Source organism: Lederbergia wuyishanensis, assembly GCF_022900255.1.
Lineage (GTDB): Bacteria > Bacillota > Bacilli > Bacillales > Bacillaceae_C > Lederbergia > Lederbergia wuyishanensis.
The window spans coordinates 170465-196958 of the sequence record NZ_JALIRM010000010.1 but is presented as its reverse complement, the minus strand read 5'-3'; the positions used below and the strand labels follow the sequence as shown (position 1 = coordinate 196958).

At 36.0% G+C, this 26494-nt stretch carries 24 protein-coding genes; 19 read left to right on the top strand and 5 right to left on the bottom strand.

Translation table 11 applies throughout. The features are described from left to right. Window positions 1-9 precede the first annotated feature (9 nt). Window positions 10-1029: a S66 family peptidase gene (locus MT489_RS14660; RefSeq protein ID WP_244682309.1), complete on the bottom strand. Its 1020-nt coding sequence runs from the start codon at window positions 1027-1029 to the stop codon at window positions 10-12. 144 nt (window positions 1030-1173) lie between these two features. Here MT489_RS14660 and cypC point away from each other — a divergent pair, with 144 nt between their 5' ends. The 14 genes from cypC to MT489_RS14595 all read left to right on the top strand — a co-directional run bounded on the left by cypC (window position 1174) and on the right by MT489_RS14595 (window position 16437). After that, window positions 1174-2430, top strand: coding sequence for a CYP152 family fatty-acid peroxygenase CypC (gene cypC, locus MT489_RS14655; protein WP_244682308.1), 1257 nt, complete (start codon window positions 1174-1176; stop codon window positions 2428-2430). A 412-nt stretch (window positions 2431-2842) separates the two neighbouring features. Further along, complete coding sequence (glmS, locus tag MT489_RS14650; protein WP_244682307.1) at window positions 2843-4645, top strand: glutamine--fructose-6-phosphate transaminase (isomerizing); 1803 nt, start codon at window positions 2843-2845, stop codon at window positions 4643-4645. A 1210-nt stretch (window positions 4646-5855) separates the two neighbouring features. Beyond that, on the top strand, window positions 5856-5978 hold the full coding sequence (locus MT489_RS22190; protein ID WP_280518636.1) for a hypothetical protein: 123 nt from the start codon (window positions 5856-5858) through the stop codon (window positions 5976-5978). 246 nt (window positions 5979-6224) lie between these two features. After that, a complete protein-coding gene (locus MT489_RS14645; protein ID WP_244682306.1) occupies window positions 6225-6596 on the top strand; it encodes a group-specific protein in 372 nt (123 codons plus the stop codon). 16 nt (window positions 6597-6612) lie between these two features. After that, entirely contained in the window at window positions 6613-7128 is a 516-nt protein-coding gene (locus MT489_RS14640) for an RNA polymerase sigma factor (protein WP_244682348.1), read from the top strand. Then, on the top strand, window positions 7109-7354 hold the full coding sequence (locus MT489_RS14635; protein ID WP_244682305.1) for a hypothetical protein: 246 nt from the start codon (window positions 7109-7111) through the stop codon (window positions 7352-7354). Before MT489_RS14640 ends, MT489_RS14635 begins: the two co-directional genes overlap by 20 nt. Before the next feature lie 222 nt (window positions 7355-7576). Further along, window positions 7577-8041 carry an NUDIX hydrolase gene (locus MT489_RS14630; RefSeq protein WP_244682347.1) on the top strand — a complete coding sequence of 155 codons (465 nt, stop codon included), beginning with the start codon at window positions 7577-7579 and terminating at the stop codon, window positions 8039-8041. Between the two features lie 113 nt (window positions 8042-8154). Further along, window positions 8155-8826, top strand: coding sequence for a 5'-methylthioadenosine/S-adenosylhomocysteine nucleosidase family protein (locus MT489_RS14625; protein WP_244682304.1), 672 nt, complete (start codon window positions 8155-8157; stop codon window positions 8824-8826). 248 nt (window positions 8827-9074) lie between these two features. Next, window positions 9075-9569 (top strand): NUDIX hydrolase, encoded by a 495-nt coding sequence (locus tag MT489_RS14620; RefSeq protein WP_244682303.1) that lies wholly within the window; start codon window positions 9075-9077, stop codon window positions 9567-9569. Between the two features lie 329 nt (window positions 9570-9898). Beyond that, a complete protein-coding gene (locus MT489_RS14615; protein ID WP_244682302.1) occupies window positions 9899-10333 on the top strand; it encodes a hypothetical protein in 435 nt (144 codons plus the stop codon). Window positions 10334-11409: 1076 nt separating this feature from the next. Next, window positions 11410-13638 (top strand): bifunctional metallophosphatase/5'-nucleotidase, encoded by a 2229-nt coding sequence (locus MT489_RS14610; RefSeq protein WP_244682301.1) that lies wholly within the window; start codon window positions 11410-11412, stop codon window positions 13636-13638. 492 nt (window positions 13639-14130) lie between these two features. Next, window positions 14131-14793 (top strand): Type 1 glutamine amidotransferase-like domain-containing protein, encoded by a 663-nt coding sequence (locus MT489_RS14605; protein ID WP_244682300.1) that lies wholly within the window; start codon window positions 14131-14133, stop codon window positions 14791-14793. A gap of 425 nt (window positions 14794-15218) precedes the next feature. After that, window positions 15219-15656, top strand: coding sequence for a VOC family protein (locus tag MT489_RS14600; RefSeq protein ID WP_244682299.1), 438 nt, complete (start codon window positions 15219-15221; stop codon window positions 15654-15656). A gap of 157 nt (window positions 15657-15813) precedes the next feature. After that, on the top strand, window positions 15814-16437 hold the full coding sequence (locus MT489_RS14595; protein ID WP_244682298.1) for an ECF transporter S component: 624 nt from the start codon (window positions 15814-15816) through the stop codon (window positions 16435-16437). A 302-nt stretch (window positions 16438-16739) separates the two neighbouring features. Here the strand turns inward: MT489_RS14595 and MT489_RS14590 are convergent, their stop codons facing one another. Together MT489_RS14590 and MT489_RS14585 are read right to left on the bottom strand one after the other, a co-directional pair. Then, entirely contained in the window at window positions 16740-17960 is a 1221-nt protein-coding gene (locus MT489_RS14590) for a dicarboxylate/amino acid:cation symporter (RefSeq protein WP_244682297.1), read from the bottom strand. A 376-nt stretch (window positions 17961-18336) separates the two neighbouring features. Then, complete coding sequence (locus MT489_RS14585) at window positions 18337-18747, bottom strand: MerR family transcriptional regulator (protein ID WP_244682296.1); 411 nt, start codon at window positions 18745-18747, stop codon at window positions 18337-18339. 303 nt (window positions 18748-19050) lie between these two features. On the opposite strand from MT489_RS14585, the gene MT489_RS14580 reads away from it, so the two are divergent. After that, a complete protein-coding gene (locus MT489_RS14580; protein WP_244682295.1) occupies window positions 19051-19617 on the top strand; it encodes a sugar O-acetyltransferase in 567 nt (188 codons plus the stop codon). Window positions 19618-20166: 549 nt separating this feature from the next. After that, complete coding sequence (locus tag MT489_RS14575; RefSeq protein ID WP_244682294.1) at window positions 20167-22509, top strand: glycerophosphodiester phosphodiesterase family protein; 2343 nt, start codon at window positions 20167-20169, stop codon at window positions 22507-22509. A 217-nt stretch (window positions 22510-22726) separates the two neighbouring features. Here the strand turns inward: MT489_RS14575 and MT489_RS14570 are convergent, their stop codons facing one another. After that, complete coding sequence (locus MT489_RS14570; protein WP_244682293.1) at window positions 22727-23575, bottom strand: zf-HC2 domain-containing protein; 849 nt, start codon at window positions 23573-23575, stop codon at window positions 22727-22729. Further along, window positions 23565-24047, bottom strand: a complete 483-nt coding sequence (locus MT489_RS14565) for an RNA polymerase sigma factor (protein WP_244682292.1) — start codon at window positions 24045-24047, stop codon at window positions 23565-23567. Before MT489_RS14565 ends, MT489_RS14570 begins: the two co-directional genes overlap by 11 nt. Before the next feature lie 487 nt (window positions 24048-24534). Between MT489_RS14565 and MT489_RS14560 the strand changes: the two genes are divergently transcribed. The 3 genes from MT489_RS14560 (at window position 24535) to MT489_RS14550 (ending at window position 26385) form a co-directional block, all read left to right on the top strand. Continuing rightward, a complete protein-coding gene (locus MT489_RS14560) occupies window positions 24535-25251 on the top strand; it encodes a hypothetical protein (protein ID WP_244682291.1) in 717 nt (238 codons plus the stop codon). Between the two features lie 2 nt (window positions 25252-25253). Then, window positions 25254-26015 (top strand): hypothetical protein, encoded by a 762-nt coding sequence (locus tag MT489_RS14555; RefSeq protein WP_244682290.1) that lies wholly within the window; start codon window positions 25254-25256, stop codon window positions 26013-26015. A 160-nt stretch (window positions 26016-26175) separates the two neighbouring features. Further along, window positions 26176-26385: a hypothetical protein gene (locus tag MT489_RS14550; protein ID WP_244682289.1), complete on the top strand. Its 210-nt coding sequence runs from the start codon at window positions 26176-26178 to the stop codon at window positions 26383-26385. Window positions 26386-26494 lie beyond the last annotated feature (109 nt).

Below are 26494 nucleotides of genomic sequence, written 5' to 3'. Positions count from 1 at the left end.
CTCCTTTAACTATTTTAATTCCATTTTAACAGATGCTTGCCCATTTTCGACCTCGACCATAGCTCTAGCCCCATTAACAAGAGTAATTTGTGGTGGCATATGGCCAATATCTGCCTCATATGCGATTGGGATTCCGGTTAGTTGAGAAAGGCGCTCCATTGCATCCATTGTAGTAAACCCCTCAACCTCTTCCCCTGCAGGCGTTCTTCCAAAGATGATTCCACCGGATTGCTCGAACCAACCGGCATAGTGCAACTGCAGCAAAGAACGATAAAAATCAGTAGCGCTCATTTCACAGTTTTCAAGATACCAAAGGATTTTTTCATCCTTCATATATTTTTCCCGATAAGCTTTTATATCCGCATAAGGCGTCCCGACTAAATTTTGTAATGTGTCGATACATCCTCCAATAAGCCTACCTTCTATTTGAAGAGGTTTTCCATCTAGTGTCTTCCAGTTTGTTGGCGTATCCAACTCATATACATAAGGATTAGGTTCTTTATCATGATTCCATTCAGATTGATATTTTTCAGAAGAAGTTTGAATAATTGTATCTCCTTCCGTTCCCACGAGCACATCCATAACCCGTTTTGTCGTATCATCCCATTCATCACTTCGCAAATCAACTAAGTTTGTACCGTGGGCTGTTGCAATTCCTGTCATGACCGTAATCGCAAATAATAGAGTACTAGTATCAGAGTAGCCTAATACCCATTTTGGTTGAATACGATCCCATTCTATATGTGGGAGAATTTCCATCAGAATTTCTCCACCCCATGGAGGAATAATCGCTTCAATATTTGAATCTTGGAGCATATAATTCAATTCTACCGCACGAATGCTCGCTTCTGCTGAAGCAGCTTTTTCCTGGGTCCATGGTGTTTTTCCAACCTCCACTTTGAAGCCGCGTTTTTTAAATTGTTCAATACCACCGATTAATATAGAGTGTAGTGCTTCGGGTACACCAGAAGAGGGAGCGGTGATGCCTATTGTACCTCCAGCTTTTAATGGTTTTGGATAACGAATCATCGAATCTCTCCTCTCTAATTGAGACTATTTTAGAGCATTCACCATGTAAAAGAAAGACTTCAACCTAAAAACGTTTTCTTACGATTAATTAGGGAAGAACTTACAAATAATATAGTCATATTTTTTGTAAATGGAGTGAAGTATATGTCGAATGTAAATCCAATGCCGAAAGAAGAAGGTTTGGATCATACGTTGAGCTTTGCAAGAGAAGGATATATGTACATCCCAAACAGGCGTCATAGTTTTAATTCCAATATTTTTGAAACACGTTTGCTCGGCAAAAAGGCCATTTGCATGGGTGGGAAGGAAGCTGCAGAGCTTTTTTATGATAATGAGAAATTCATGAGGCAAGGTGCTGCTCCAAATCGAGTATTGCAAACCTTGTTTGGCGCAAAAGGTGTTCAAACATTAGACGGGACCGAACATAAGCATCGAAAGGAAATGTTCATGTCGCTTATGTCTCATGAAAGAATCGAGCAACTAATCATATTACTTAGAAAAGAGTGGGAGTCTACAGTAACGAGATGGGAAGGAATGAACGAAGTCGTATTATACGAGGAAGTCAAAGAAATATTATGTCGGGTTGCATGTGAATGGGCGGGTGTACCCATTCAAGAGGATGAAATAAAATCGCGGTCTAAAGAGTTTGGTTCATTATTTGAGTCAGTTGCAGCCATTGGGCCGAACCATTGGCTAGGAAGAACGGCACGGAATAATATTGAAAAGTGGATTATTGGATTGGTTGAAGAAGTCCGTAATCAAGAGTTAGAATCAACGGAAAATACAGCGTTGCACCAATTTTCTTGGCATCGCGATTTAGAAGGAAATCTTTTAGATGCAGAAGTCGCTGCGGTCGAAGTTGTGAATATTATTCGTCCCATCATTGCAATTTCCATCTTTATTAATTTTACTGCGCTCGCCATTCATCAGTTTCCTGAGGCAAAAGCAAAACTTCAATCAAGTGGAGAAAAATATACAGAAATGTTCATACAAGAGGTACGCCGATTTTATCCTTTCTTTCCACTTGTGGCAGCAAGGGTAAAAAAAGACTTTATTTGGAATGGTTATACGTTTGATGCCGGTACATTAACACTGCTTGATTTGTACGGGACAAATCATGACCCAACTATTTGGGACAATCCAGGGTTGTTTAATCCCGACCGTTTTTCCGAATGGGAAGGCAGTCCATTTTCTTTCATCCCCCAAGGTGGCGGTGACTATCTTACTGGACATCGCTGTGCTGGTGAGTGGATCACTGTGGAAGTGATGAAAGCAGTAGTTGATCAGTTAATAAACCGAATGGAATATAATGTTCCCGAGCAGGATCTAAGCTTTAGTTTAGTCAGTATGCCAAGCATGCCGGCCAGTAAGTTTGTGATTAATCATGTGAAAAGTACGTAATATCAAGCAGACATTCTGGCTGTCTGCTTTTTTATATTGGGAAAAACTGCTATCAACTAACTTCATATTTTCATATATTATCATTGACCATGAGAAAATATTTATAGTATGATATTCCTGTTTCGCTTTTTACTCAATTATAGAAAGGAGCATCGTTGGTTTAGGAAAAATAAGCGCCAGAACTAATCTGTTCGTAGAAGTTTTTTAGATTAGTTGACGAGGTGGAGGTTTATCGAACGTTCGGCGGATGCCTCCCGGCTGTGACACACAGTCGAACTTTCTTTCTCAAATCACTAGAGGCGACTCGGTGGACAAAAGAAAGAGAATGTGCACATACAGAAAAATAAAACAGAGATAAGGGGGCAAGTATGCCCCCGTGCCTGCTTGCCTCCTTATGTAGGAGGAAAAACTTATGTGCGGCATTACAGGTTATATTGGAAATCAAGATTCGAAAGAAATTTTATTAAAGGGCTTAGAAAAGCTTGAATATAGAGGGTATGATTCTGCGGGTATTGCTTTGAACAATGATAGCGGCGTTCATATTTTTAAAGAAAAAGGACGGATTGCCGATTTAAGAAGTGCTGTGGACGAAAGAATTTTTGCGCATGCTGGAATCGGACATACACGCTGGGCGACACACGGAGTACCAAGTCGTTCTAATGCACATCCGCATCAAAGCACTTCAGGTCGTTTTACTTTAGTCCATAACGGAGTCATTGAAAACTATACATTATTGCAGCAAAAATACTTACAAAATGTTTCATTTCAAAGTGATACGGATTCTGAAGTGATTGTCCAGCTGGTCGATAAGTTTGTGAACGAAGGAATGACCGTCGAAGAAGCAATCCGCAAGGTGCTGACTTTATTGGAAGGATCTTATGCCATCGCCATTATCGATTCGGAAAACCCTGATACGATTTTCGTTGCGAAAAATAAGAGTCCGCTGCTCGTAGGTGTTGGAGATGGATTCAATGTCGTAGCTAGTGACGCCATGGCCATGATTCAAGTAACCGATACGTACATCGAATTAATGGATAAAGAAATGGTGCTTTTGAAAAAAGATGAAGTGACGATTAAAAACCTTGCTGGGGAAATCGTCAATCGTGATCCATATAAAGCAGAAATTGATGCAAGCGATATTGAAAAAGGCACATATCCTCACTATATGTTAAAAGAAATCGACGAACAGCCCCTAGTGATGAGAAAAATCATTCAAGCTTACCAGAATGAAAAAGGGGATCTGGATATCGCAGAAGACATTATAGAAGCAGTTAAGGAATGTGATCGAATCTATATTGTAGCGTGTGGAACGAGCTATCATGCAGGTCTTGTCGGAAAGCAATTCATAGAAAACATGGCAAAAATTCCAGTTGAAGTTCATGTCGCAAGTGAATTTAGCTACAATATGCCACTTTTATCTGAAAAGCCACTGTTCATTTTTATTTCTCAAAGCGGGGAAACAGCGGACAGTCGAGCGGTTTTAGTTCAAGTAAAAGAAATGGGCTATAAAGCTTTAACGATCACCAATGTTCCCGGATCAACATTATCACGTGAAGCAAATTTCACGATGCTACTCCATGCAGGACCAGAAATTGCTGTTGCTTCGACGAAAGCCTACACTGCACAAATTGCGGTATTAGCCATTCTTGCAAATGTAACAGCCCAATCTCGAGGACTGAATGATGGATTTGATCTCATCCATGAACTTGGAATCATCGCAAATGCTATGGAAACCCTCTGCGATTCAAAAGAAGAATTTGAAAAAATCGCAAGCGAATTTCTACCATTTACACGCAACTGCTTCTTCATTGGGCGTTCATTTGATTACTTCGTATGTCTAGAAGGAGCTTTGAAATTAAAAGAAATATCCTATATCCAAGCTGAAGGTTTTGCAGGTGGAGAACTCAAACACGGAACCATCGCCCTAATTGAAGACGGTACACCTGTCATCGCCTTGGCAACCCAAGAAAACGTCAACTGGAGCATACGCGGCAACGTCAAAGAGGTCGTCGCCCGCGGCGCCAACCCATGCATTATCTCAATGGCAGGACTCGAAACAAACGATGATCGTTTCGTTCTACCAGCAGTAAACGAATTACTAACACCTCTTATCTCTGTCATCCCACTCCAACTCATCGCTTATTACGCATCCTTGCATCGTGGTTGCGATGTTGATAAACCTAGGAATCTAGCGAAAAGTGTAACGGTGGAGTAGGACTCAAAACGATTGATTTTGTAAATTGTCTCTATCTAAAATTAACGGTTCTTAAATAAAAATAACGTTCCTTAAATAAAAATAAAGTTCCCAATCCGAAGGTTTTTTCCGGTGCTTTTTCCGGCAGACCTTCGGTTTTTTTCACCAAAATTGGGGAGAAATCAGACGGAATTCTATATCAATCCAATCCCATTTCCAGTCGTATTTACAATCTCCAGTATCCTCAAAATCCTTGTCCAGTAAGGATTCTAGTTTCTCTCAGTTAGTTTCCCCACGGTATAAGATCGGTCTCCTTTCCGGTGTTTTTCCTCACCCTTTAGATCAAATGAGCCCTTCATTTTTCATTCAGATTCTGTCTACTATGGAACGTAATTTTTTTATCAAAATCATTGCAAAATCAGTACAATTTCAAGCGAAAATCGGCAAAAAGGCGGGAACATAATTTTTTTATAACGGAAAATGGAAGGATGAGTGAAAGGGGCGTGAGCCCTTGGGAGAGAAGGGATAGAAGAGAGTGAGAGGGAGGAGGGGCGATGGAACGTTAATATTCGATGGGGACATAGTAGAGGATAATGGGATTGGAATTAAGGTTTAAAAGGGAAATTAGTATAATAAATAGAAAAGGTTATAGGAAGATATATTAGGATGTGAAAAGATGCTTTCTCTTGAAGAGTACATTTCAAAAAGAAAAAAGGAAGATCGAATCAATGAATTTGATATTGAGTCAAAAGCTCAAAACATGCAAACGTGTATGAACTTATCCCCCTGTAACTCCCTCGATACCCATGGAACTTTGTTTTCCCTTGCTGTAACTAGGTTGGTACCTAAAAGGGAAAAAGGGGAGAGAAGCTCCAAAAGAATCGCGATGCGTACCAATAGTACGTCTTTCTCGGTTCTTTTTTGTTCAATCAAACGTTTGATTAGTTTATCCAATATGCCCTATAACCCTTGTTCCATAAGGCTTTTCAGTTTCTTTTCCACTCCATAAACCCGTAGGATCTCCAATCTTTCTTCGGCTCTTTTCTTTACTCTACTCTGTCCCAAAATTGTTACATTTCCATTCTTTTCTCCTGATTCTTTCCTCTGTTCAAGTTCGAACTTAGTTACAATGGCAGAATATTCTATACAAGCCAGAGTGGAAAAAAGAGGGCAAAAATGGGCGTTTTCGGTACCAACTTAGTTCCATTGCCTAGAGGCTAAAAAGAGGGGGGTGGAGCCAAGAGGGAGAAGGGGTGGAGGTGGATTTGGAGAAGTACCAACTAAGTTAACAGATACATATAGTAGACGAGTAGTGGAAATGGACATTAGAGGGATGAGGAAAAAGTTGGGTTAAAAATATTTAGAATATATGGTAAAATAAGGAAGATATAAGATTTTGTGAAAAAATGTACTTACACTAATGAGGCAGTTTAGTTCAATAAGAAATAATGGATTTTTGATAATTAAAATGGGATTTAGTTGAAAAGTGGAAATAATTCTATTTGAACAAGGAAAGAAACAAACTTCTTTCATTTTAAATGAACCTTTTTGTCTTCTCATTTGTATAGTTAGAAAAGAAGGTAGATTGGGGATGTTACAAATGGATACTGGTTGGATTGTTTCTCTTATCATTTCAGGATTTTTATTGGTTTTAATTTTAGCTATTGCTATTCCAATTGATCGAAAATATGTTGTCCGTGAAAATGGTAAAATTAATTATAAGAAAACGAAAATATATTTAAGATGGAACGTTTTTGATACACTTACACTTGGTCTAGCCGTATATTCCATTATTTGTGTTCAGGTTCTTAATTTTTTAGTCTTTAGTGGTGAAACAGTTGAGAATGTTTTTGTGCTATTTTTTACAAACCAAGCACAATTATGGACAATTGTATCAATTATTTACTTAATTTGTAGGGTATCCATGACGTTGAAAGCTATCAAGGAACGCTGGGGCGATGAGATTGAATGAACGTGAAGATGAATTAATGATCGCTTATCAAGATGGTGATAACAAAGCGTTAGAAGGGATCTACACTCTATTAAAACAACCTCTTTATTCGTTTATTCTCCGTTATTCAAGAGATGAGCAATTAAGCATTGATATCGTTCAAGACACATTTGTCAAACTACAACGTTATAAGTACGATTACAATCCAAGTAAGGGAAAACTAAAATCATATCTTTTTCAAATTGCATATCGATTGATGATAACAAAATTAAATCGCCGCAAGAGATGGAGGAACCTTTTGCCTTTTCTTACTCCGATACACATCGAAGAATTTCATCAATTAGATAGAATAAGCATTCGGGAAGCCGTTGCACAGCTCCCTGAAATACAACGTGCCGTTGTATTACTTTTCTATTATCACGATATGCCACAAGAGGAAATAGCAAAAATCCTTGGAATTCCGAAAGGGACGGTTAAATCAAGATTACACATAGCAATCAAAAAATTAAAAGAAGAATTGGAGGTAGATGAATATGAGTCAGGATCCCTTTAATAAGGATCATCATCTGTGTACGAAGTTGGATGAATATCACATAGATATACCGGATTTCCCAATGAAATCTAATAGATGGGAACGATTCATCAATCTTCTAGCTTCACCTGCAAAAGACCCAATTGACCCACTAATTTCAACAACTGGTGGACTAATGCTATTAAAAATTGCACCAATAATAGGAACTGCTGCACTCGCATTAATACAAGCTTTAATTTTTCTATAAGGGGTAACGCTAGGAGAAAAACAAAATTTCTCATGCCAATAGTCATTAATAATCGCTTTTTCTTATTAAACTAACAGGTGCGATAGTCCAAGAAGGATTATCGCTTATTTTTGTTGAAGTTATTGTACTAAAGGGCAGTTTAGTTTATGAACAAGTGGAAAAAAACAAGCATTGTACATGGTTTAGCAAGTAAAAAATTATTAACAAAGTAAGGGGGAATGTATTTTGCATACGACACCAAAACATATAATTGCAGTTTCTGCTTATGTTACTAATGAAAATGGAGAAGCTCTTTTAGTCAAGACACACTGGCGGTCTGATACTTGGGAAGCTCCAGGAGGACAAGTAGAAGAAGGAGAACCTCTTGATAAAGCTGTATGTAGAGAAATATTAGAGGAAACAGGAATAGTGATCTTACCTATTGGAATAACAGGAGTGTATTACAATGCCACAAAACATCTATTATCTGTGGTGTTTAAGGCGAAATATGTTAGTGGCGAAATAAAAATTCAACCAGAAGAAATTAAAGAGGCTAAATTCATTAAACTTACCGAGGAAAATATTGATAAATACATAACTCGCCCACATATGAAATCTCGCACAATTGATTGTATAAAAGCCAAAAACTTTATCCCTTATGAAACTTGGGAGATAAATCCTTATAACTTAGTAGGTAGATTATATTAATTAAGCTAACGGACAGGTTAGCTTAAAAAAACCTATATAATTATGGATTTGCAAGAAGTAGGTGTTTATGGATAATAAAGTTCTTAAATTACAAATAGTATGGTGATAAGTCGATGATAGGAATAAGTATAGCAACAAAGTGGGAATATGAAGCGACATTGGAATACTTTAGCATAAAAGATAACGAACGTTTCGGTTATCCTTATGGAGAATATTTCATGAGAACAATTAATGATACTGAACTTGTTTTTTATAGTACCGGTGTAAGAAAAGTAAATGGTGTTGGTGGTAATCAGTATATGATTTCTAAATTTAATTTAACCAAAGTAATCGTTGCTGGAACATGTGCAGGAATAGATGATAAGTTCAGTAATTTGGATATTTTTGTACCCGATAAAGCCGTTCAATATGATTGCACAGTAAAAGAAATTGAGCCTTTTATTAAACAGTCTTTCATAGTCGATATTGATTTATCAAAATATGGAAATGATTTTTATACCGGAACAATTGGCACCGCTGATAAAGCAGTAGTTATGTGGAAGGATTATTTAGAACTTAAAGAAAACAAAATAATAATAGCCGATACAGAAGCGGGTGCAATTGCTTATATCTGTAAGAAGAATGATGTTGAGTGCATTATTATAAAAGGAATATCTGATTTTCCAACAGAAGAAAGTAACTCTGATAATTTCGATTCGAACATTGAACAAATTAATATTTATTTAGAAAACACCCCCAAAGTTATGAACAAAATATTTGGCGAATATTTAAAGAGATTTATATAAATTAATTTGAAGTTAATAGAAAGATTGTGATTGTTGATGAAACTTCTCTTTTAATGGAGTCTCCTTTGTTCTGCTTTCAATAGCAAGATTGTGAAAAAATGTACTTATACGAAAGGGTGCTTTAACTGAGGAAGGATTATCGCTTTTTAAGTTGAAGTTATTAAGCAACAGAGCAGATTAGTTAAAGGAAAATAATTACAGATTATGCTTGAGCAACAAAACCTTTAAGGAAAGTGATGGTTTTTATTATGATAGGTATGACGCTATGTATTATTAAGAGGAATAATGAACTACTTTTACTAAATCGAGATTCATCCCCAGCCAAAGGGTTATGGAATGGAACTGGAGGAAAAATAGAATGCAATGAAACTCCATTGGAATGTGTAATTCGAGAAGTCAATGAAGAAACCTCCATAAATATAATGAATTTTCAAGTTTTTTATAAAGGCCAGGTCACTTGGACAGTAGATAACAATGATGCTGGAGGTTTCTATATTTATCTTGTAGAAATTCCATATGATTATAGTTATCCAACTCCGATAAAGACTGATGAGGGGATATTAGACTGGAAAAGTATAGATTGGGTATTATCAAATAATAACTTTGGTTTAGGAGAAGCAATACCAAGATATCTTCCTTTTGTGTTATACGAAGATAATCCATATGATTTCCATTTTACATTGTTAGAAAACAAACTTATAGATTTTTCATTCAATATAATGGATGAAGAAAAAAATACATAAAACATTGATTGTATGAATTCAGTCTCTCCACCAAATTAATCTGCATAATTTCCAATCTCTATCCAGTATTATTCCTTACTGTTACACCATCCCAAAAATTGCTGCATTTCCCGTCTTTGGTCATAGCTCTTTTCTTTGTTTACAGAAGGATTTTTTAGCAGACAAATATATGGGAAACGTGTTGGAAAGATCGAGTTAAAATATCTCCTTTAATTTTTGATGTATATCTACTTCATATAGTGCTATCAAAAAACAACTATATTAATATTATTTTCTTTGGTACCATTTAATGGAATAGTATACGAGTATTGGAATGTAGGGGGATGAATATGGAGAAAAAACAAACTTTTGGTCTCGTTATCGTTATTTTCCTAATAGGAGGATATATGCTATATGACCAATTGCAAAAAACAACGTACCAAGAAGTTCTTTCGAGTGTAATCGGGAAAGATGAAAGTATTATAGAAGTGAGTGTGGTTATAGATGAACCACTTTTGAGTAAAAGTGAAAGTGTGACGATTCAAGATCCAAAAGTAATTAAACAATTGATGGACCTAGATTTCAAAGTGAAAAAGAGTAGAAACCATGAAGACTTAAAAAATAGCATCAATATACGAACCAATAAAGGTTTACACCAGATTTACTTTAGTTACAATTATGTTGTCGTAGGAGGGGAAACCTACTATAAAATTGACCCTGTGATAATCCCTCTTTATGATTATATAGAAGAACATGATTTTGATTGGGAAGTTGCTACAGAATAGATAAAAACCCAAAGCACAGACGGGTTCTGAACTTTGGGTTTTTTTAATTCTTCACCAATACAGTAAATTTCAACCTTTCCTAACCTCATATCTCTCCGCTAAATTCTTCTTCCCTTACCAGTAGTCGTTACCTGCAGTTAATGTTGATATCTTAGTAGCAGAAAAAACAAAATGATTAGTAATGGATTGAAATGAATCGTAAAGTTATTGCTGGTATGTTTTCTGGGTTACCATAGACTATAATTAATGCTATAGCATTCACTACTCACCAATATCCACTTACTAACACCGCTAATTATTCATACTCACTCTCTAATTGATCATTAACAATCTTCAACTGTTTATCATTATTCTTTAATTACTCATTGATGTTCGCTGCTCATTCATCGCCACTCTCTATTTATTTAGGGTGTGAAGCCGATTTGGGTGAAAACCAACTTTTTAGAAGGGATATAGGTACGTCTTTCTCGGTTATTTTTTGTTAATCAAACGTTTGATTAGTTTTGGTTTCCGATCGTTTTTTTTTGTTCAGTATGCCCCCAATCCCTTGCACAATAATGCTTTTCAGTTCCTTTCCACACCATAAATCTTCAAAATTTCTAGGTTCTATTCAATTAGTTTCCTCACTTTAATTACATCCAAAAAGTACTGCGATCCGGTCTTTTTTCTGGACTCTTTCCTCCATTTCGGGGTAGAACTTAGTTACAATGGCAGTATATTCTATACAAGCTAGAGTGGAAAAAAGAGGGCTAAAACGGGCGTTTTCGGTACCAACTTAGTTCCATTGCCTAGAGGCTTAAAAGAGGGCGTGGAGCCATGGGGGAGAAGGAGTGGTGGTGGATTTGGGGAAGTGCCAACTAAGTACAGATACATATTTCTTTTGTAGATATTATTTTTACAACTCGTTAACAATAGATTAATGTTGTTTACAAATAATAAAAAAATGTTCGGACTTAGGGCAAAAATTTGGGTATAAAGTATCGTTTTTTGTTTAATCTTCGTAAATGAGGTTGACCTACTTATATGGATGCAGTAGTTTTAAAATGGGTGTCATAGAAATTTAAGGGAGGATAACCATGAAGAACTTTTTGGAGAAAAAACTACTATCTTTGTTAATGGTCACTAGTTTAGTAGTTCCATGTACTCTAGTAAATTTTGCTCCTGTGGTTAGTGCCGCAGAATTAACAACAGGATCAGCTGAAGATTCTACAGATTTATCCAATGAAAACTTTGAATTAACCGTCATGCATACGAATGATACTCATGCTGCGTTAGACAACATGCCTAAGACCGTAACTGCAGTAAAAGAGGTAAGAGCAGAAAAACCAGATTCACTTCTTCTACATGCAGGAGATGCATTCACAGGAACATTGTATTTCAATGAATTCCAGGGTCAAGCAGACCTAGCGTTTATGAATTTAATGGGGTTTGATGCCATGACATTTGGCAACCATGAATTTGACTTAGGTTCCTCTCCTGAAGGTCACCAAGCTTTAGCTGACTTTATTAACGGAGCAGAGTTCCCATTTGTTAGTGCAAACGTTGATTTCTCAAATGACGATAAAATTAATGGGTTATTTAATAACTTTATTACCGAAGAAATTGAAAATGGCCAGATTTACAATGGAATTATTAAAGAAGTCAATGGAGAAAAAGTCGGTATCTTCGGACTAACAACAGAAGAAACAATTGATATTTCCAGTCCAGGTTCAATTGCATTTGAAAACTACCTCGAGGAAGCAGAGAAAGCTGTCGAAGCTTTCGAAGCAGAAGGTGTTAACAAGATAATTGCATTAACACATATTGGTTTTGACGATAATGCACTGGTTGACAATGACTTAATCCTTGCCGAAGCTGTAGAAGGTATTGATATTATTGTCGGTGGACATAGCCATACTACTTTATCTGAACCAGTAGTAGTTTCTAAAGATGCAACACCTACAGTCATCGTTCAAACTGGTAATGCCAATAGTAATTTAGGTGTACTCGATGTTGTCTTTGATAAAAATGGTGTAATCATTGAACAAGCTGGTAAATTAATAGCTATTGGTAGTCAAGAAGATGACCAAGAAGCAGCTGGAATTTTAGCACCGTACAAAGCAAAAGTGGATGAAGTAGCGAAAGAAGAAATTGGTGTGTCAACCCCGTTAGAATTAGAAAACCCACGAACAAATGGAGATGACACAAAACCAAGTGTACGTAAAAACGAAACAATTCTAGGAAACTTAATTACAGATGGAATGCTTATAAAAGCAAGAGAATTCACTGGACAAAATGTTGTTATGGCGTTGCAAAACGGTGGTGGTATCAGAGCAGCAATCGATGCTGGTCCGATTACCGTTGGTGAAGTTATTACTGTTTTACCGTTTGCTAATACATTGGCAACTATGGAAGTCACTGGATCCGAGTTAAAAGAAGCATTTGAAATCTCCTTAAGTAGATATCCAGGAGAAAATGGCGGTTTCCTACATGTCGCAGGTGGTAAAGTAGAATTCGACTCTACTAAACTAGCAGGAGAACGAGTAGTAGAAATTTATATTAAAGATGCTAACGGCAACTTTGTACCAGTGGATAATAATACAACATATACAATTGCAACCAATGCTTTTACAGCTAAAGGTGGAGACGGATATGATGTATTTGCAAAGGCCTATGAAGAAGGCCGTGTAACAGACCTGGGACTTTCTGATTGGGAAAACTTCCGTGATTATTTAATAAGCTTAGGTAGTGAAGGGATTCCGACTGATATTGAAGGAAGAATTGTAGATGTTAATTCAATACCAAATGAAGAACCGATAACTGTAGTTGTTAAACCTGAAAGAAAAGGTAATAAATATCAAGTTGACGCCAATCTATTAGATGAAGTAGAAAAAGAGGCTACTGTCATTGTTGAGATTTCTGAGCAAAAGAATACAATCATTTCCTTAAATGGAGGAGCGATTGCAAAACTAAAAGAAGCTGATGGGAATCTAGTAATTTCTAATGGAGTTTTCGATCTCCAAATACCTGCATCAAACCTACCAGATGGTGCAACAGACATTAAAGTTAAGGAAGTCAAAGTAAAGGACAAATCAGCCTTAGTTGTATATGACTTTACAATTAATTCTATGGGCAAAAATTATAGCTTTAGCAAAGAAGTTACTTTGTCCTTTACTATTGATTCTAAACAGGTTAAAAATCCTGAAGATGTAAAAGTTCTCTACGAAGGTAAAAAAGCATGGGAACTAGTCGGTGGTAATTATAATGAAGGAAAAATTACTGTAACAACTGACCGTCTAGGTACTTTTGGTGTATTCGAAAAATAAAATAATAGCAAAAACTTCTCAAGGCCATAGAACAAGATTCTATGGCCTTATATTGTGTAAAAATTGACATGGTTTAGAATGAAATGCTGGGTTTATTATTATTGGTATGAGGAACTACCATCAGCTAGTTGACACATCAAATACGAGTGCCATAGGGGATATTAATTGCTTGAAAGCCAGCCGTTTTTTGCCCTTAGCATCTCTATTGAGGCTAAATTTGGGACGATTCACCCTACATAAAGTTTTTTTGTTTTATTGAATGTATGAATGTACTTAAAACCTTACATCGAAGAGGGTTGCTGCTATTGAACTAACTGGCAGGTTAATTTAAAAGGATTTTTGATTGAAAGTGTAGAATTTTTAATAAATCGATCTAAAATTTTTTAGAGGATATATTTAAAAATATTATGAATCGGGTAGAGGTGAGTGTCGATTATCAATCATCTTTCATCATTCATCAAACATTATTAAATATTGGGGAGGTTGAAAAATATGAAATTTCTGCTCACATCTGCAGGCGTCAATAACAAAAGCATACACGACGCGTTGGTTGACATGCTGGGCAAGCCGATTGCCGACTCCAACGCCCTGTGCATCCCAACTGCGATGTACGGACACCCCTGGGTCGGCCCCGGCGTCAAAACCTGGCAGTTCATCAGCGGGAACTCTGATAATCCCATGGTCGACTTGGGTTGGAAGTCTGTCGGCGTGCTAGAGCTCACAGCGCTGCCAAGCATCGACGAAGACCGCTGGGTGCCACTGGTACGGGAGACGGACGTACTGTTGGTGGCGGGAGGCGACGCCCTCTACCTATGCCACTGGATGCGGGAATCTGGAATGACAGACCTCTTGCCGTCGCTGCACGCAGTCTATGTGGGAATGAGCGCTGGGAGCATGGTTATGGCACCTAATATCGGGGAATATTTCGTTGGCTGGACTCCACACAACGGTGGTGATGAAACTCTGGGACTGGTCGACTTTGCAATGTTTCCGCACCTGGGGATGCTGCCATATAACACGATGGCTGCTGCAGAGAAATGGGCCGCCGGGATGCAAGTGCCGGCGTATGCAATAGATGATCAAACCGCAATCAAAGTGATCGATGGAGAGGTCGAAGTTGTATCCGAAGGGAATTGGAAACTGTTTTCGCTCTGATATTTCTCCGCCGCTAAACACTGAAATTGCAAAGTTTCTAAAACTTAGCTCTACAATATACTGATGGGACTGAGGCAGATGTTATTTCTGTAAAAAAGGTTATGATATTCAAATTCATGTTCGAGAAGTTTCGAGTCTGCTATGAAGAACTGAAGAAAACAAAATGTGATGAAATGTACTAAAAGTAACGTGGGCTTAAGTGAATAACGAAGAGCCGATCCATCTTTCATATAGATGGATTTTTTTGTTTTTTCGAATGTATGAATTTGCATAGAAACTTACTTCGAAGAGGGATATGCTGTTATTGAACTATCGGGCAGGTTATTTGAAGAAGGATATTTTCTGTTTTAAGTGAATTAGAATTTCAAACAAACCTTACACTAATACAAGTATTGAAATCAACAGGAACATAGGAGGTATGAGATATGAAGATCAATAGAATAGATCATGTGAGTATAAACGTAAATGATCTTTCAGAGGCTAAAGCGTTTTTTCTTGATTTAGGACTTGAAGTGCAAGCGGAATGGGAATTGGATGGAGAACAGTTGGACAGAATAGTTGGACTTAATGATGTTAAAACGGCATGTGTAGGATTGGGGATGCCAGATGGTCAGGCATGGATAGAGCTAGTCAAATTTTATACACCATCAGATGAAAAAGGTATTCAGCAAACTTTTGCAAATACGCTGGGTATCCGACATATTTGCTTTGCAGTTGAAGATATTGAAGCGATTGTTGCAAAATTGAAAGAGAAGGGCACGGAAATCTTTAGTGAGATACAGCAATATGAAGAAAGTTATAAGTTATGCTACGTTCGTGGTCCAGAGGGAATTATTTTAGAGTTGGCTGAGAAAATTAGATAGATATTGAATGGGACTTTAAATGCTCTACATCTCAAACTTTAAAGATTTCTTCTTTATGAAGAAGTTGAGAGGACCTTTGAGGAAGGTCCATTATAAATCGGTTTTTATTTGATGTCTTTAGGTAGATGAAAAAATAGTTTACTAAAGGAGTTAGAAGTTGAAAATAAAAGATTTTACTTTAACCGCAATTTTTTTATCCATTATTTTATTGCTTGCTTTTACACCATTTGGGTTTATACATTTAGGTGTAATTAAAGCGACATTGATTCATATCCCAATCATTATAGCTTCGATTATTTTAGGTCCAAAAATTGGTGCTTTTCTAGGACTTATGTTTGGATTCACTAGTATTGCAACCAATACGATCAGTCCAACATTGCTATCATTTGCTTTTTCACCAGCAATTCCTGTTTTAGGAACAAGTCACGGAAGTTTTTGGGCGTTATTTATTGCCATTGTTCCAAGAGTAATCATTGGGTTTATTCCTTACTATATATTCAAGGTTGTTCAAAAAGTTATAAAAAAGAATGAGTCGAATCAAAAGCCAGCTTTATTTTTAACTGCCTTAATTACAACGTTCATTCATACATTTTTAGTTATGGGTTCAATCTCTTTAATATTTAATGAAGCCTATGTTCAAGCAATTAATGCCGATAGCATTAGTGCCATTTATAAAGCCATTATAGCTGTGTTTTTTACAAATGGCCTTGCTGAAGCAGTCCTTGCTGGAATTGTAACAATGGCAGTGGCACCACCGTTATTGAAAGTATCCAAAAAATGAATATTTCTTTAACTAGGTCTACTGAATATTGTTATAAAAAGTAGGTTACCTACTGCTAAATAGTTGGAACCCTAACTGGCAAAGGAAGCGGGAAGATTAGCGGGCAGTCCTTTATGTATTCAATCGTTACTCAGCCAGTTTTTTCAATCAAAAATCAATTAAAACTAGGGGCAGATCCCTGTTTTATTTCAATTCCTTTCCAACCAAAAACGATAAAAGTCGCCCTACGTCATTAGGAGGGGCGACTTTTACCTTATTTTACTTTATATGAGGATGAGTAATCATTTGTATCCAAAGATATTTTATGCGTGTTTTTCCTTCTTATCGTCAATAACAAGTGAACCGACAATATCCCCAATTACATTCGATGCGGTTCCTCCCATACCGATAATTGCATCCACTCCCGCAATAAGTGCGACAATTTCAAGTGGAAGGTTAAATAAGCTAAGTACAGCGGATAATGTTACAAGACCTGCGGCAGGTACCCCAGCAGTCCCGACCGATAATAAAGTTCCAATTAAGACAATCGTAATAAAATCTGTGACAGACAAATTTAGTCCGGTTATATTCGCGGCAAAAACAAGTGAAACCCCCATACGAAGAGCACCGCCATCTGAATTGAAAATAGCCCCTAACGGTAGTGAGAAGTTAGCAATTCTTTCCGATATTCCCGCTTTTTTAGCTGCATCAATAGCAATTGGCAATGAAGCAATACTACTTGATGTAAAAAATGCTGTCGTATAGGCATCCTTTGTACTTTTAAAAAAATGTAGAACAGAATTTCCCGATAGTTTGATAAACCCGCAATAAACAAACGCCCATAAAATTATAATTCCTAAATAAAATACAGCTGTAAAGGAAAATAATGACTTTAATGTAGACCACCCTTGGGTTCCGAATGTTGTAGCGGCAATAGCAAAAACTCCAATTGGAACATAAAGAAGAATTCCATTTAAAATTTTATAGAACATTGTATTTAATGCTGTGAAAAAACGATCCAGCAAAACGCCATATTCCTTCAACTTTACATCTTCGGAAAATATCATTGTCGATATTGCCATGCCGATAATGATGGCAACAAATAAAATGGCCATTAAATCCCCTGTAGAAAAAGCCTCAAAAATATTCTTTGGAACCATTTGTAATAGAATATCTGAAACATGTGGGATTTCCGGTTTATCAACGGTTGTGTTTGGCAAGGATAAATTTTTCCCCGGGCTAAATGTAAGAGCAAGTGTAACTCCAATTATGACGGCTGCTGCAGTGGTTGCTATGTAATAAAGCATTAGTTTCCCGCCTAATTTTCCCAACTGTGCAATATTCATTTTATTTACTGCAAGTACAACGGTTAGGAAAATAACGGGGATAGCAATAAGACTAAAAAGATGAATAAGTAATGTACCCAATGGCGCTAAAATTACTGCACGTTCTCCTAAAGCAAGACCTACGATAATTCCCAAAAGGAAGCCAACGGACATTTTCAATACAAGTGGTGATTTTTTATATCTTGTCCAAATGCTCATTATTTCACAACCTATCTTAAACAATAAATTTATACCACCTATTATAGCAGAATATGTATATTACATATGATGAAAATATCGCAATTATTCATTAAATCTTATTTTAAAACTAGTGGCGCACATAGTCTGCATCCAGTTTCTTGGAATGCAGGCCTGTTAGTCTAGCTATAAGGCAATCGTTAAAGGGGAAATTTTTGTTCAGTTAAAAGACCATAAAGTTAGAAATCTATGAGAAATTTCAAATTAAAAAAGGGCTTGGAAAATGCTTCAAACCCGTAATTTTTAGCAGAATGATTCTAATATTTTTCTATCAACTCCGGTGTAAAATACTAACTTCAATTATAGCCACTTTATCTAATTAGATTAATATTCAACATTAATTAGGAATCTCTATTTTATTGATTTTATGAATATCTTCCGTTCTGTTCTCCAAAGCAGTCCTGTAATACCAACATTTATGCTCGATGAGTTCCATTGCTTTTTTAAATTCTTCTATCTGTGCTTCTACACTAGCTTTTCGTTCCATGAACATGTCATATCTTTGCTGCAACGTGGAATCACCTTCAGAACACCAATCAATGAAATTTTTAATTTCTTTAATAGGCATACGGGTGGATTTCAGACATTCAATGACTCTTAATGCTTCAATATCGGATTCTTTAAATAAGCGTGTTCCGCTGGCTGTCCGTTCGACAAAAGGCATAAGGCCCTCTTTGTCATAATAACGTAAGGTATATACAGTAAGGTTCAATTCCTTTGCGACTTCACTGATCGAATAAGTTTTCAATATTTAATCCCCTTCTCTAAAAAAACATCGAGTTCGCTCTATCTCTATGGGGGATTTTATCACCACATTTGTTGAGTGTCAAAGTCACTTAAAAGAAAAAATCTAAATTAATCGCTTGACCTCGAGTTAACTCTAGGGTCTATTCTTGTTTTATAAGAAAAAATAAGTTAATTCTCAAGGGTTCTATCTATATTTGTTCTCCATCTCTTCTAATTAAATGTAGTATAGGGAAAATGTAGAAACTAAACCAGAAAGGAAAAAACTATTGATTGTTATTAATAGTAAAATTGATAGGTGATTAAAATGGACATGAAAGAGTTTATTGATTTTTGTAAGCAAGGTAATCCCATTTCTGGGGAGGACACAGTATTACATGGGCTATTAATTCAATGCAGTTATGAAGCTCAAAGAATAACAATGACATTGAATACATCATATCATTCAAGAGAAGAAATAGTTGAGATTTTTAGTGAGTTGATAGGAGAAAAAGTGGATTCGTCTTTTATGTGTTTTCCGCCGTTTTACACAGACTTTGGTAAAAATATCACTATTGGAAAAAACGTGTTTTTTAATACAGGTTGCTCCTTCCAAGATAGAGGTGGAATTACTATTGGAGACGGTACAATGATCGGTATGAATGTCACGATTGCTACACTTAATCATGGGTTATCTTTAGATAATAGAAACACAACATATCCATCTCCAGTTAATATAGGTGAAAATGTATGGATTGGATCAAACGCAACAATACTACCCGGTGTGACAATTGGGGATAACTCCGTTGTTGGAGCAGGAGCAGTTGTTACAAAAGATGTCCCAAAAGATACTGTTGTTGCAGGAGTGCCAGCAAAAGTCATTAAAAAATTATAATAGGTTAAAGCGGATTTAGCTTTTTCTACTTTCCTCATGTCTTCCTGCCTCATAGTCGTTTCCCAAATGGCAAAGGAACCGGAAAGGGCAGGAAAACTATTATGTAATTAAGCGGTTTTTTAATCAAAAATCAATCATATTTGGGATTGGGTCCAATTTTGATCCAGTCTTATTACTTTGTACACTATTTTTTCAAATCCCTTGTCAAACAACGGAAAAAAGGGAGTGAAGGGCTTTTTAGTAGTTATATAAATGTTTAGTGACAATAAAAATGTTTAATTACAAACAAAACGTAAGCTTTACGAAAAGGCGATACCACTAATATGGTTCGCCTTATTTAGTTTCTATTTCCGTTCATCCACATTAATATGAAACAGGACTACTGAACTATTCAGAGTCATGATACTAGGGAGAAATAACTGATTTTACTGAGTTAATTGAACATTTACATAAAATTAACCTTCTACATAAATCCTGAGATTATAATTGGGTCGTCATCATGAATAAGAACTTCCATGAAAATTATTAAAATCTAAGGGAGGATGGGTTATGAAATTCTTGCAATCTAAGAAAAGTTTTTTTGTGAAAATGGTAGTTGCTGCAGTCTTGTCATTGGCCGTAGTTCCTTCAGTCTTATTGATTGGGATTAAGGTGCATGCTGCTGAAGAACAGAACGTTTTAGTAAAAGAGAATTTTGATCAAATTGCCAATGGAACTATTCCAGATGGTTGGAAAGTGATTCAAGGAGGTGCAGAAGTTCAAAATGGGAAGTTAACGTTGAACTCCCCCTCAACTTCAGTTCCTGCAAGAGTGGTGGTTCCCTTGAACACAAAAACAGGAGATTATGTTTTTGAAGCTGATATGACTTTTCTTTCTGCTGTTGAAGATACAAGATGGGCTTCAATGATGTACCGAATCCAATCAGATGATTTTCCATATTATCAATTTGCGATCAGAAGAGGTACAACAGCACTAAATGGTTTAGAGTTTGCGGAAAGAAATTCTAAAAATCAATGGGTTGTTCCGGAAGCAACATTCTTTACTGAGAAATTTGAATATAACCAATCATACCGCATCAAAATTATTGCAAGTAAAAATCGTGTCCAACAGTTTATAAATAACAAACTTGTTTTAAATACAGATCAAGCTAACAATTGGTCCACAGGGGATATCGGTTTTCAGGCGAGCGGTTCAACTGTTCAATTCGATAATGTTAAGGTGACCACTTTTGAAGGAGAATTGCCGCCTATCGAAAACTCAGGAGCTTTTCTTCCGAATGAACCAGAAACAAACATTATTAATCCGCCAACATTGATTGCCAGTTCTTTAGAAGTAATTAATAAAACAGATGTTTCATCCGCAGTATTACAAGTCAAAAAAGGCAACGGCGATAGCTTGATGGTAGATGAAACAACGTTAGGAGATGCTCTATCTTCTATTAAAAACAAACAGATTCCAATCATTCAAATTGAAGATAAAGGGATTGAAGAGCAAATCATCAACATTTTGAATGAGAATCAAATGACCGATTTCCATATCTTATCGACCCAGCCTTCGATCGTAAAATCTTTTACAACACTATACCCAACGGCTCGCGGAGGTGTTGTCTACAACAAAAACTCTTTTAACAAGCATGATGTAAACAAGCTTATTAAAGACGTCCATTCTAGCAATTCTAAAGTAGCGATTATCCCTCAGAAAGTCCTTTCTGCTGAAATCGTACATACTTTGCATACACGGATGGTTTCTGTTTGGGGTGCTGGAGCGGAATCAGAAAAAGCCGCCCATGAATTAATTCACTTTGGAGTAGACGGAATTATTACGGATCACCCTGAAGCTACTGCTCAAGCATTTAGTAAATATCCTGAGAATACAATTGTCCAAAGGCCTATTATCGCTGCTCATAGAGGAATCCCTTCAATCGCACCAGAAAACACAATGTCTAGTTTTCGCCTGGCTTATGAACATGGTGCTGATTTGATTGAAACAGATGTTAAAGTGACAAAGGACAATCAATTAGTCATCATGCATGATGATACCGTCAACCGGACGACAAATGGTACAGGTAGAGTTGCGGATTTAACCCTTGAAGAAATTAAACAGCTCGATGCAGGGAGCAAATTCAGCGCGGAGTTTGCAGGTGAAAAAATCCCTACATTCGAGGAGTATTTAAAAGAATTTAAAGGTAAAGATGTTATTTTACTCGTGGAATTAAAAGATACTGGTATTGAACAACAGGTTATCGAAGAAATTGAACAGGAGGAAATGGTCGATCAAGTTGTTCTTCAAAGCTTTAACTTAGAGAGTATGATTCTAACAAATCAACTTAAACCGGAAATTCCTGTCGGCTACTTATTCTCTGCTGCTGTTCCTGGAACTAAAAGTGCAAAGATAAAAAATTCCCAAAAAATGTTGGATTACGGAACAAATTATAATGTAACACTAAACGCAAGCTATGGAAGCATTTACGAAGAATTTACAACGTACATGCGCCAAAGAGGAATATTAAATATGCACTGGACATTTAGGGACGAAGCGCCTTTCGCGGATAAATTAAAACAAGGGTTAATCGGGCCTATTACTGACTATACTCAATGGCTAACATACTCTCCAATCAAAATTGATACACCGATTAAGAAAATCAATCTAAAAATAGGTAAGACTGCCACTGTCCAGGCAAAAGGCTTTGTAGATTATAGAATAGCTAAAAAAGAGAATATAGCATCGGAATTATTTGTTACAGGCGATACAAAAGAAGTTGTAGTAAACGGCAATACGATTGAAGCAGTTACTCCAGGTAAGGCTCAAGTGTTTGTTAAGCATACATTTACAATGCTTGGTCAGGAATGGAATATAGTAGCTGAACCTATTGAGGTAAACGTATCAGAATAATAATGGTTTATTCACGAACGCACATATATTGTATAAGCAGCGATTAAATTTCGCTGCTTATTTTTCTAAAAAATAGACGACATTTTTTTAATCAAACGTTTGATTAGTTTGGTTTTTTTATCAAATATACTCCCAATCCCTTTCCTTATAAGGTCTTATCTGAAAAATAGTGAACTGGGTTATTCTTAACTCTATTATTAAAATCTAAAAGGAGATGTTACTCTAATATGTTTTCCACTGGTTTGGTAATACGTTTTTGAAATAGGTAAGCCCCTAAAATGAACAAAGTAATGATGGTAAACACAAATGGTAACTGAAAGATTGTCCAATTAGAAGGTGCATAATACTTAACTTGATGTGCATTTTCAACCTTTTTAAGATATGACTGCTTATATTCATATTGTACAATCCATTGATCATTAGCCATTGCTACAGTCCCAATATCATAATCATTTGGAATGATTGGCTCTGTAATTTTTCCATTTTCTCCAATCACAATTGCTGCTTGTGAATAATCGATAGGGAAAGTATTGGTTGGACCATTCTGTAAACGTGCGGCATCGTCTATATTTTTAGTAGAAAACACAGCTAAATGCTGTAATTGAGCACTATATTCATCGAAAACAACTTGGAGCGCTGTTTCATCTATATTTGCTTGTGTCGTTAATGTTGCAAATGCCTTTGACATAATATCCTGTTTTTGTTGTTCAACTACTTGTGCCTCTTTTTGCTTCTCGTTAAAATCGGATAATACGTTCAAAGAGTAAATGAAAGATCCCAGCGTTACGATGAGTGCAATCCAAAAAGATATATGTAAAAACTTTGCGAATTTGTTCTGTGCGTTAAAAAAGTGTGCAATTTTTTGAAATGGCTTTTTTTGTTCTAGTCTAGCTGAAATATCTGGTTGCTCTTGTGTATCAAATTCTACACTCATTTGATGCAGAAGCTGAGAACATTTTTCGCAATTCGCGATGTGCTGTTCAATAAATCTTGCGCTTTCCTCACTGCATAGTTGATCGATATAAGATGGTAATAAGTCACGCACGATATAACATTCATTCTTCATTCATATTTCCCCTCTCTCTTAATTTCAATTTGGCTCGATAAAAGGTAACTCTTGCCCAATTCTCATTTTTTAGATGTATTTCTCCAATTTCCTTAAAGGTTAAGCCGCCAAGTATACGAAGTAATAATATTTCTTTATATGGCTCCTCTAACAAATGAATCATCCGATAAAGGGCAATTTTATTTTCATTTTCGATGAGATTCGTTTCTACTGATGGTAAATGGTTCATTAAATATTCTGATTGTGGTTGTTTAACTTGTTTATCCACGTACTTATAATATGTATGCTTTGCAATTTGGCAGAGCCAAACTGACATTTTACATTCACCATTATAAGAATCAATTGAACGAACAGCTTGATAAAAAGTCTCTTGTGTTAGTTCCTCTGCAATGTCTACATTACGACAAAGGACCATTAGATATTTAAAGACTTGTTCAGCATATTGTTCATAGACTTCCGTAAGCTCGCCCAATGTTCTGCCTCCTTTCAACCTATATATCTAAAAAATCTTCGTTTCGTTACAAACTTTTTTAATTTTTTTTTTGAGTTTCTTCGTTTTTTGTTTTCCATGAGTAATCTACAACATTCCAAAGCCGCACGAAAGATATAAAATATTGTTATTTTAAAATCTCTTGGAGACTTTTAAATAAATATTCAAGGATACTATTTTATCATTCCTTTAGTATCATATAGCATGAAATCTACATGATTTATGTTTCAGTTATTCTTTAATAGTGTTTCTCATCCCCTATAATATGGGATGATTTTACAATAATAATTGTAAAAGTCGTGGAAAGAGGAGAAGGCAGAAAGGAAGATTTTTAGTAGTTATATATAGTAGGTGGAAATGATTGGATATAAAGGGAATTAACATTCCGAATATATGGTAAAATGGTCTTGCATAAGAGAGTTTGTAAAAATATATTTTAATTAATTTTACAGAGAGAGAAGTGTTTGGGATGGGTATAGTGTTTGATTTCAATGCTAATGTCATAGATATATTAACTCAAACCCTAGCGTGGGTCATTATTGCTCTTCTTGCCTACAGGATTTATAAAAAACAAATAGTAAAACCAAAAGTATGGAAGATCATAATTGTATTGTTTTTAGGTCTTTTTACTTTTTCATTCAACTGGGAATTATTTAATACGTTAGTAAAGTTCCCAATTTTACCTCTTGGTGTATGGATTTTATATCTTTTTTTTAGAGGAAAGAAGGAAGCGTGGCAGACTTATCGTTCCTTTGCCTGGTTAGGTTTTTTGGCAAATTTTATTTTCTTGGCATCCGCCTTAATTACAATTCCAATAGATCATGTAATATATCCAAAAAACAAACTATCAACCTATATTACAAATGTTGAGAATGCGTACATCATCCCTACTCATCCATCAGCAAAGGAAGTCTCACTTATTAAAGATAACCTGTTACATATGCATAAAACGCGGCAAGAAACTATTTATAGCGTCAAGTGGTACCAAGATACATATATGAATAGAGAATCCAATCAAGTAAACGAACGTTTTCCATATCAACTCATTGGAACTTTATCCAAATGGGGGAGTAACCTTCCTGCAATCATTTATATTGAAGAAGACGGAAAAGGAATTTTAGTATCAACATCGAATAAGCAATTTTATTTTCGCTCAGATGATTCTCTTATAGAGAGGGGCGATTAAAGATGGATAAGAAAAAACTATTGATGTTTGTAGGAATAGGGATAATATTTATGCTGTCATCAGCACTTACATATTGGTTTTATTTTTCGAAGCCCGTTTCTTTTCCTAACAAAGAACAATTAGTTGAAGAGATTAATAAAATCTTTCCCGAAGCAGCTGCCACTGTTATTCAAGATACTATTCCGGTGGATGAGCGGCATGTATTAGTACCTTTTATATCTAATGAAAGTCATTACGGCTTAAGCTATTGGGTGTGGAAAAAACATAAATGGAGAGTTGCGTTTATTGATGCGAGTGGGGAGCCAAGATTATGGAAGGTTGATAGAAATAATCCTTCATCGTATCATTTCGTGTGGAATATTCACCCTGAAGATCATTTAAGTGCTATTGATTTTTATATGTTAAAAGACAGAGGATACCTCGTCACTGAAGGGAAGGAGTTTTACTACCCAAAGGTACAAATGGAGGAAAGTGTTTCCCTTCGTGAAAAGCCTTACGGAGCGCTGCAACTGCCAGAAGAATGGGTTTCCTTCATGAATACATTTATAAAAGTAGAGTCAGCAAAACAGCCTAATCTGTTTTTTAACGATATTTTCACGGAACAATACGTACATTTTGGTTGGATTTCATATGATCAAACAAATAAAGAATCTTTTCCAGAACGGTCATTCAGTGGAGGGGGCTCATATTCAAATGATAATGTGAATTTGGATTTTTTAATGATATTGGAGAAGGAACAATTAGAGGTTCCTGAATTAGATTGACTTAGAAAACAATCCATATTAGATTAGGAAACACTTCCACCTGTTTAATTGTGTGGTCAAATCATGTTAGAATAAGGAACCTAGGATAATTGCGATTTTGACTATAATTAAACGGATGCCAAGAGCCTCCGTCTAAAGTAAAATACGGAGGTGTAAGAGAATGAATAAACGATGGACGATTGATAAAATTAAAGAATTTGTTGAGAACAATTCAGATAGTAAGTTGCTAACGACGGAATATCACGGTTTTTCTCAAAAGTTACTTTTTAAATGTGCCTGTGGTAGCAACTTTGAAAAAACATTTACGAAATTCAAAAATAATAACCAACGTAAATGTGACGTGTGCCAGCCGCCAAAAGCATCACGCTAATCGTATGGCTATTAACAATTGCGAATCCTTCCTTAAGATGAAAATCTTTAGAAGGATTCGTTTTTTTTTAGTTAGCAACGAGAAATTATTCTTAACAAGTAAGAACCTG

What these genes read in the sequence shown, in the direction of transcription:
- MT489_RS14660 (WP_244682309.1), bottom strand. Translation starts at nt 1,029, where the DNA reads ATGATTCGTTATCCAAAACCATTAAAAGCTGGAGGTACAATAGGCATC.
- cypC (WP_244682308.1), top strand. Translation starts at nt 1,174, where the DNA reads ATGTCGAATGTAAATCCAATGCCGAAAGAAGAAGGTTTGGATCATACG.
- glmS (WP_244682307.1), top strand. Translation starts at nt 2,843, where the DNA reads ATGTGCGGCATTACAGGTTATATTGGAAATCAAGATTCGAAAGAAATT.
- MT489_RS14645 (WP_244682306.1), top strand. Translation starts at nt 6,225, where the DNA reads ATGGATACTGGTTGGATTGTTTCTCTTATCATTTCAGGATTTTTATTG.
- MT489_RS14640 (WP_244682348.1), top strand. Translation starts at nt 6,613, where the DNA reads ATGATCGCTTATCAAGATGGTGATAACAAAGCGTTAGAAGGGATCTAC.
- MT489_RS14635 (WP_244682305.1), top strand. Translation starts at nt 7,109, where the DNA reads ATGAGTCAGGATCCCTTTAATAAGGATCATCATCTGTGTACGAAGTTG.
- MT489_RS14625 (WP_244682304.1), top strand. Translation starts at nt 8,155, where the DNA reads ATGATAGGAATAAGTATAGCAACAAAGTGGGAATATGAAGCGACATTG.
- MT489_RS14620 (WP_244682303.1), top strand. Translation starts at nt 9,075, where the DNA reads ATGATAGGTATGACGCTATGTATTATTAAGAGGAATAATGAACTACTT.
- MT489_RS14615 (WP_244682302.1), top strand. Translation starts at nt 9,899, where the DNA reads ATGGAGAAAAAACAAACTTTTGGTCTCGTTATCGTTATTTTCCTAATA.
- MT489_RS14610 (WP_244682301.1), top strand. Translation starts at nt 11,410, where the DNA reads ATGAAGAACTTTTTGGAGAAAAAACTACTATCTTTGTTAATGGTCACT.
- MT489_RS14605 (WP_244682300.1), top strand. Translation starts at nt 14,131, where the DNA reads ATGAAATTTCTGCTCACATCTGCAGGCGTCAATAACAAAAGCATACAC.
- MT489_RS14600 (WP_244682299.1), top strand. Translation starts at nt 15,219, where the DNA reads ATGAAGATCAATAGAATAGATCATGTGAGTATAAACGTAAATGATCTT.
- MT489_RS14590 (WP_244682297.1), bottom strand. Translation starts at nt 17,960, where the DNA reads ATGAGCATTTGGACAAGATATAAAAAATCACCACTTGTATTGAAAATG.
- MT489_RS14580 (WP_244682295.1), top strand. Translation starts at nt 19,051, where the DNA reads ATGGACATGAAAGAGTTTATTGATTTTTGTAAGCAAGGTAATCCCATT.
- MT489_RS14575 (WP_244682294.1), top strand. Translation starts at nt 20,167, where the DNA reads ATGAAATTCTTGCAATCTAAGAAAAGTTTTTTTGTGAAAATGGTAGTT.
- MT489_RS14570 (WP_244682293.1), bottom strand. Translation starts at nt 23,575, where the DNA reads ATGAAGAATGAATGTTATATCGTGCGTGACTTATTACCATCTTATATC.
- MT489_RS14560 (WP_244682291.1), top strand. Translation starts at nt 24,535, where the DNA reads ATGGGTATAGTGTTTGATTTCAATGCTAATGTCATAGATATATTAACT.
- MT489_RS14555 (WP_244682290.1), top strand. Translation starts at nt 25,254, where the DNA reads ATGGATAAGAAAAAACTATTGATGTTTGTAGGAATAGGGATAATATTT.
- MT489_RS14550 (WP_244682289.1), top strand. Translation starts at nt 26,176, where the DNA reads ATGAATAAACGATGGACGATTGATAAAATTAAAGAATTTGTTGAGAAC.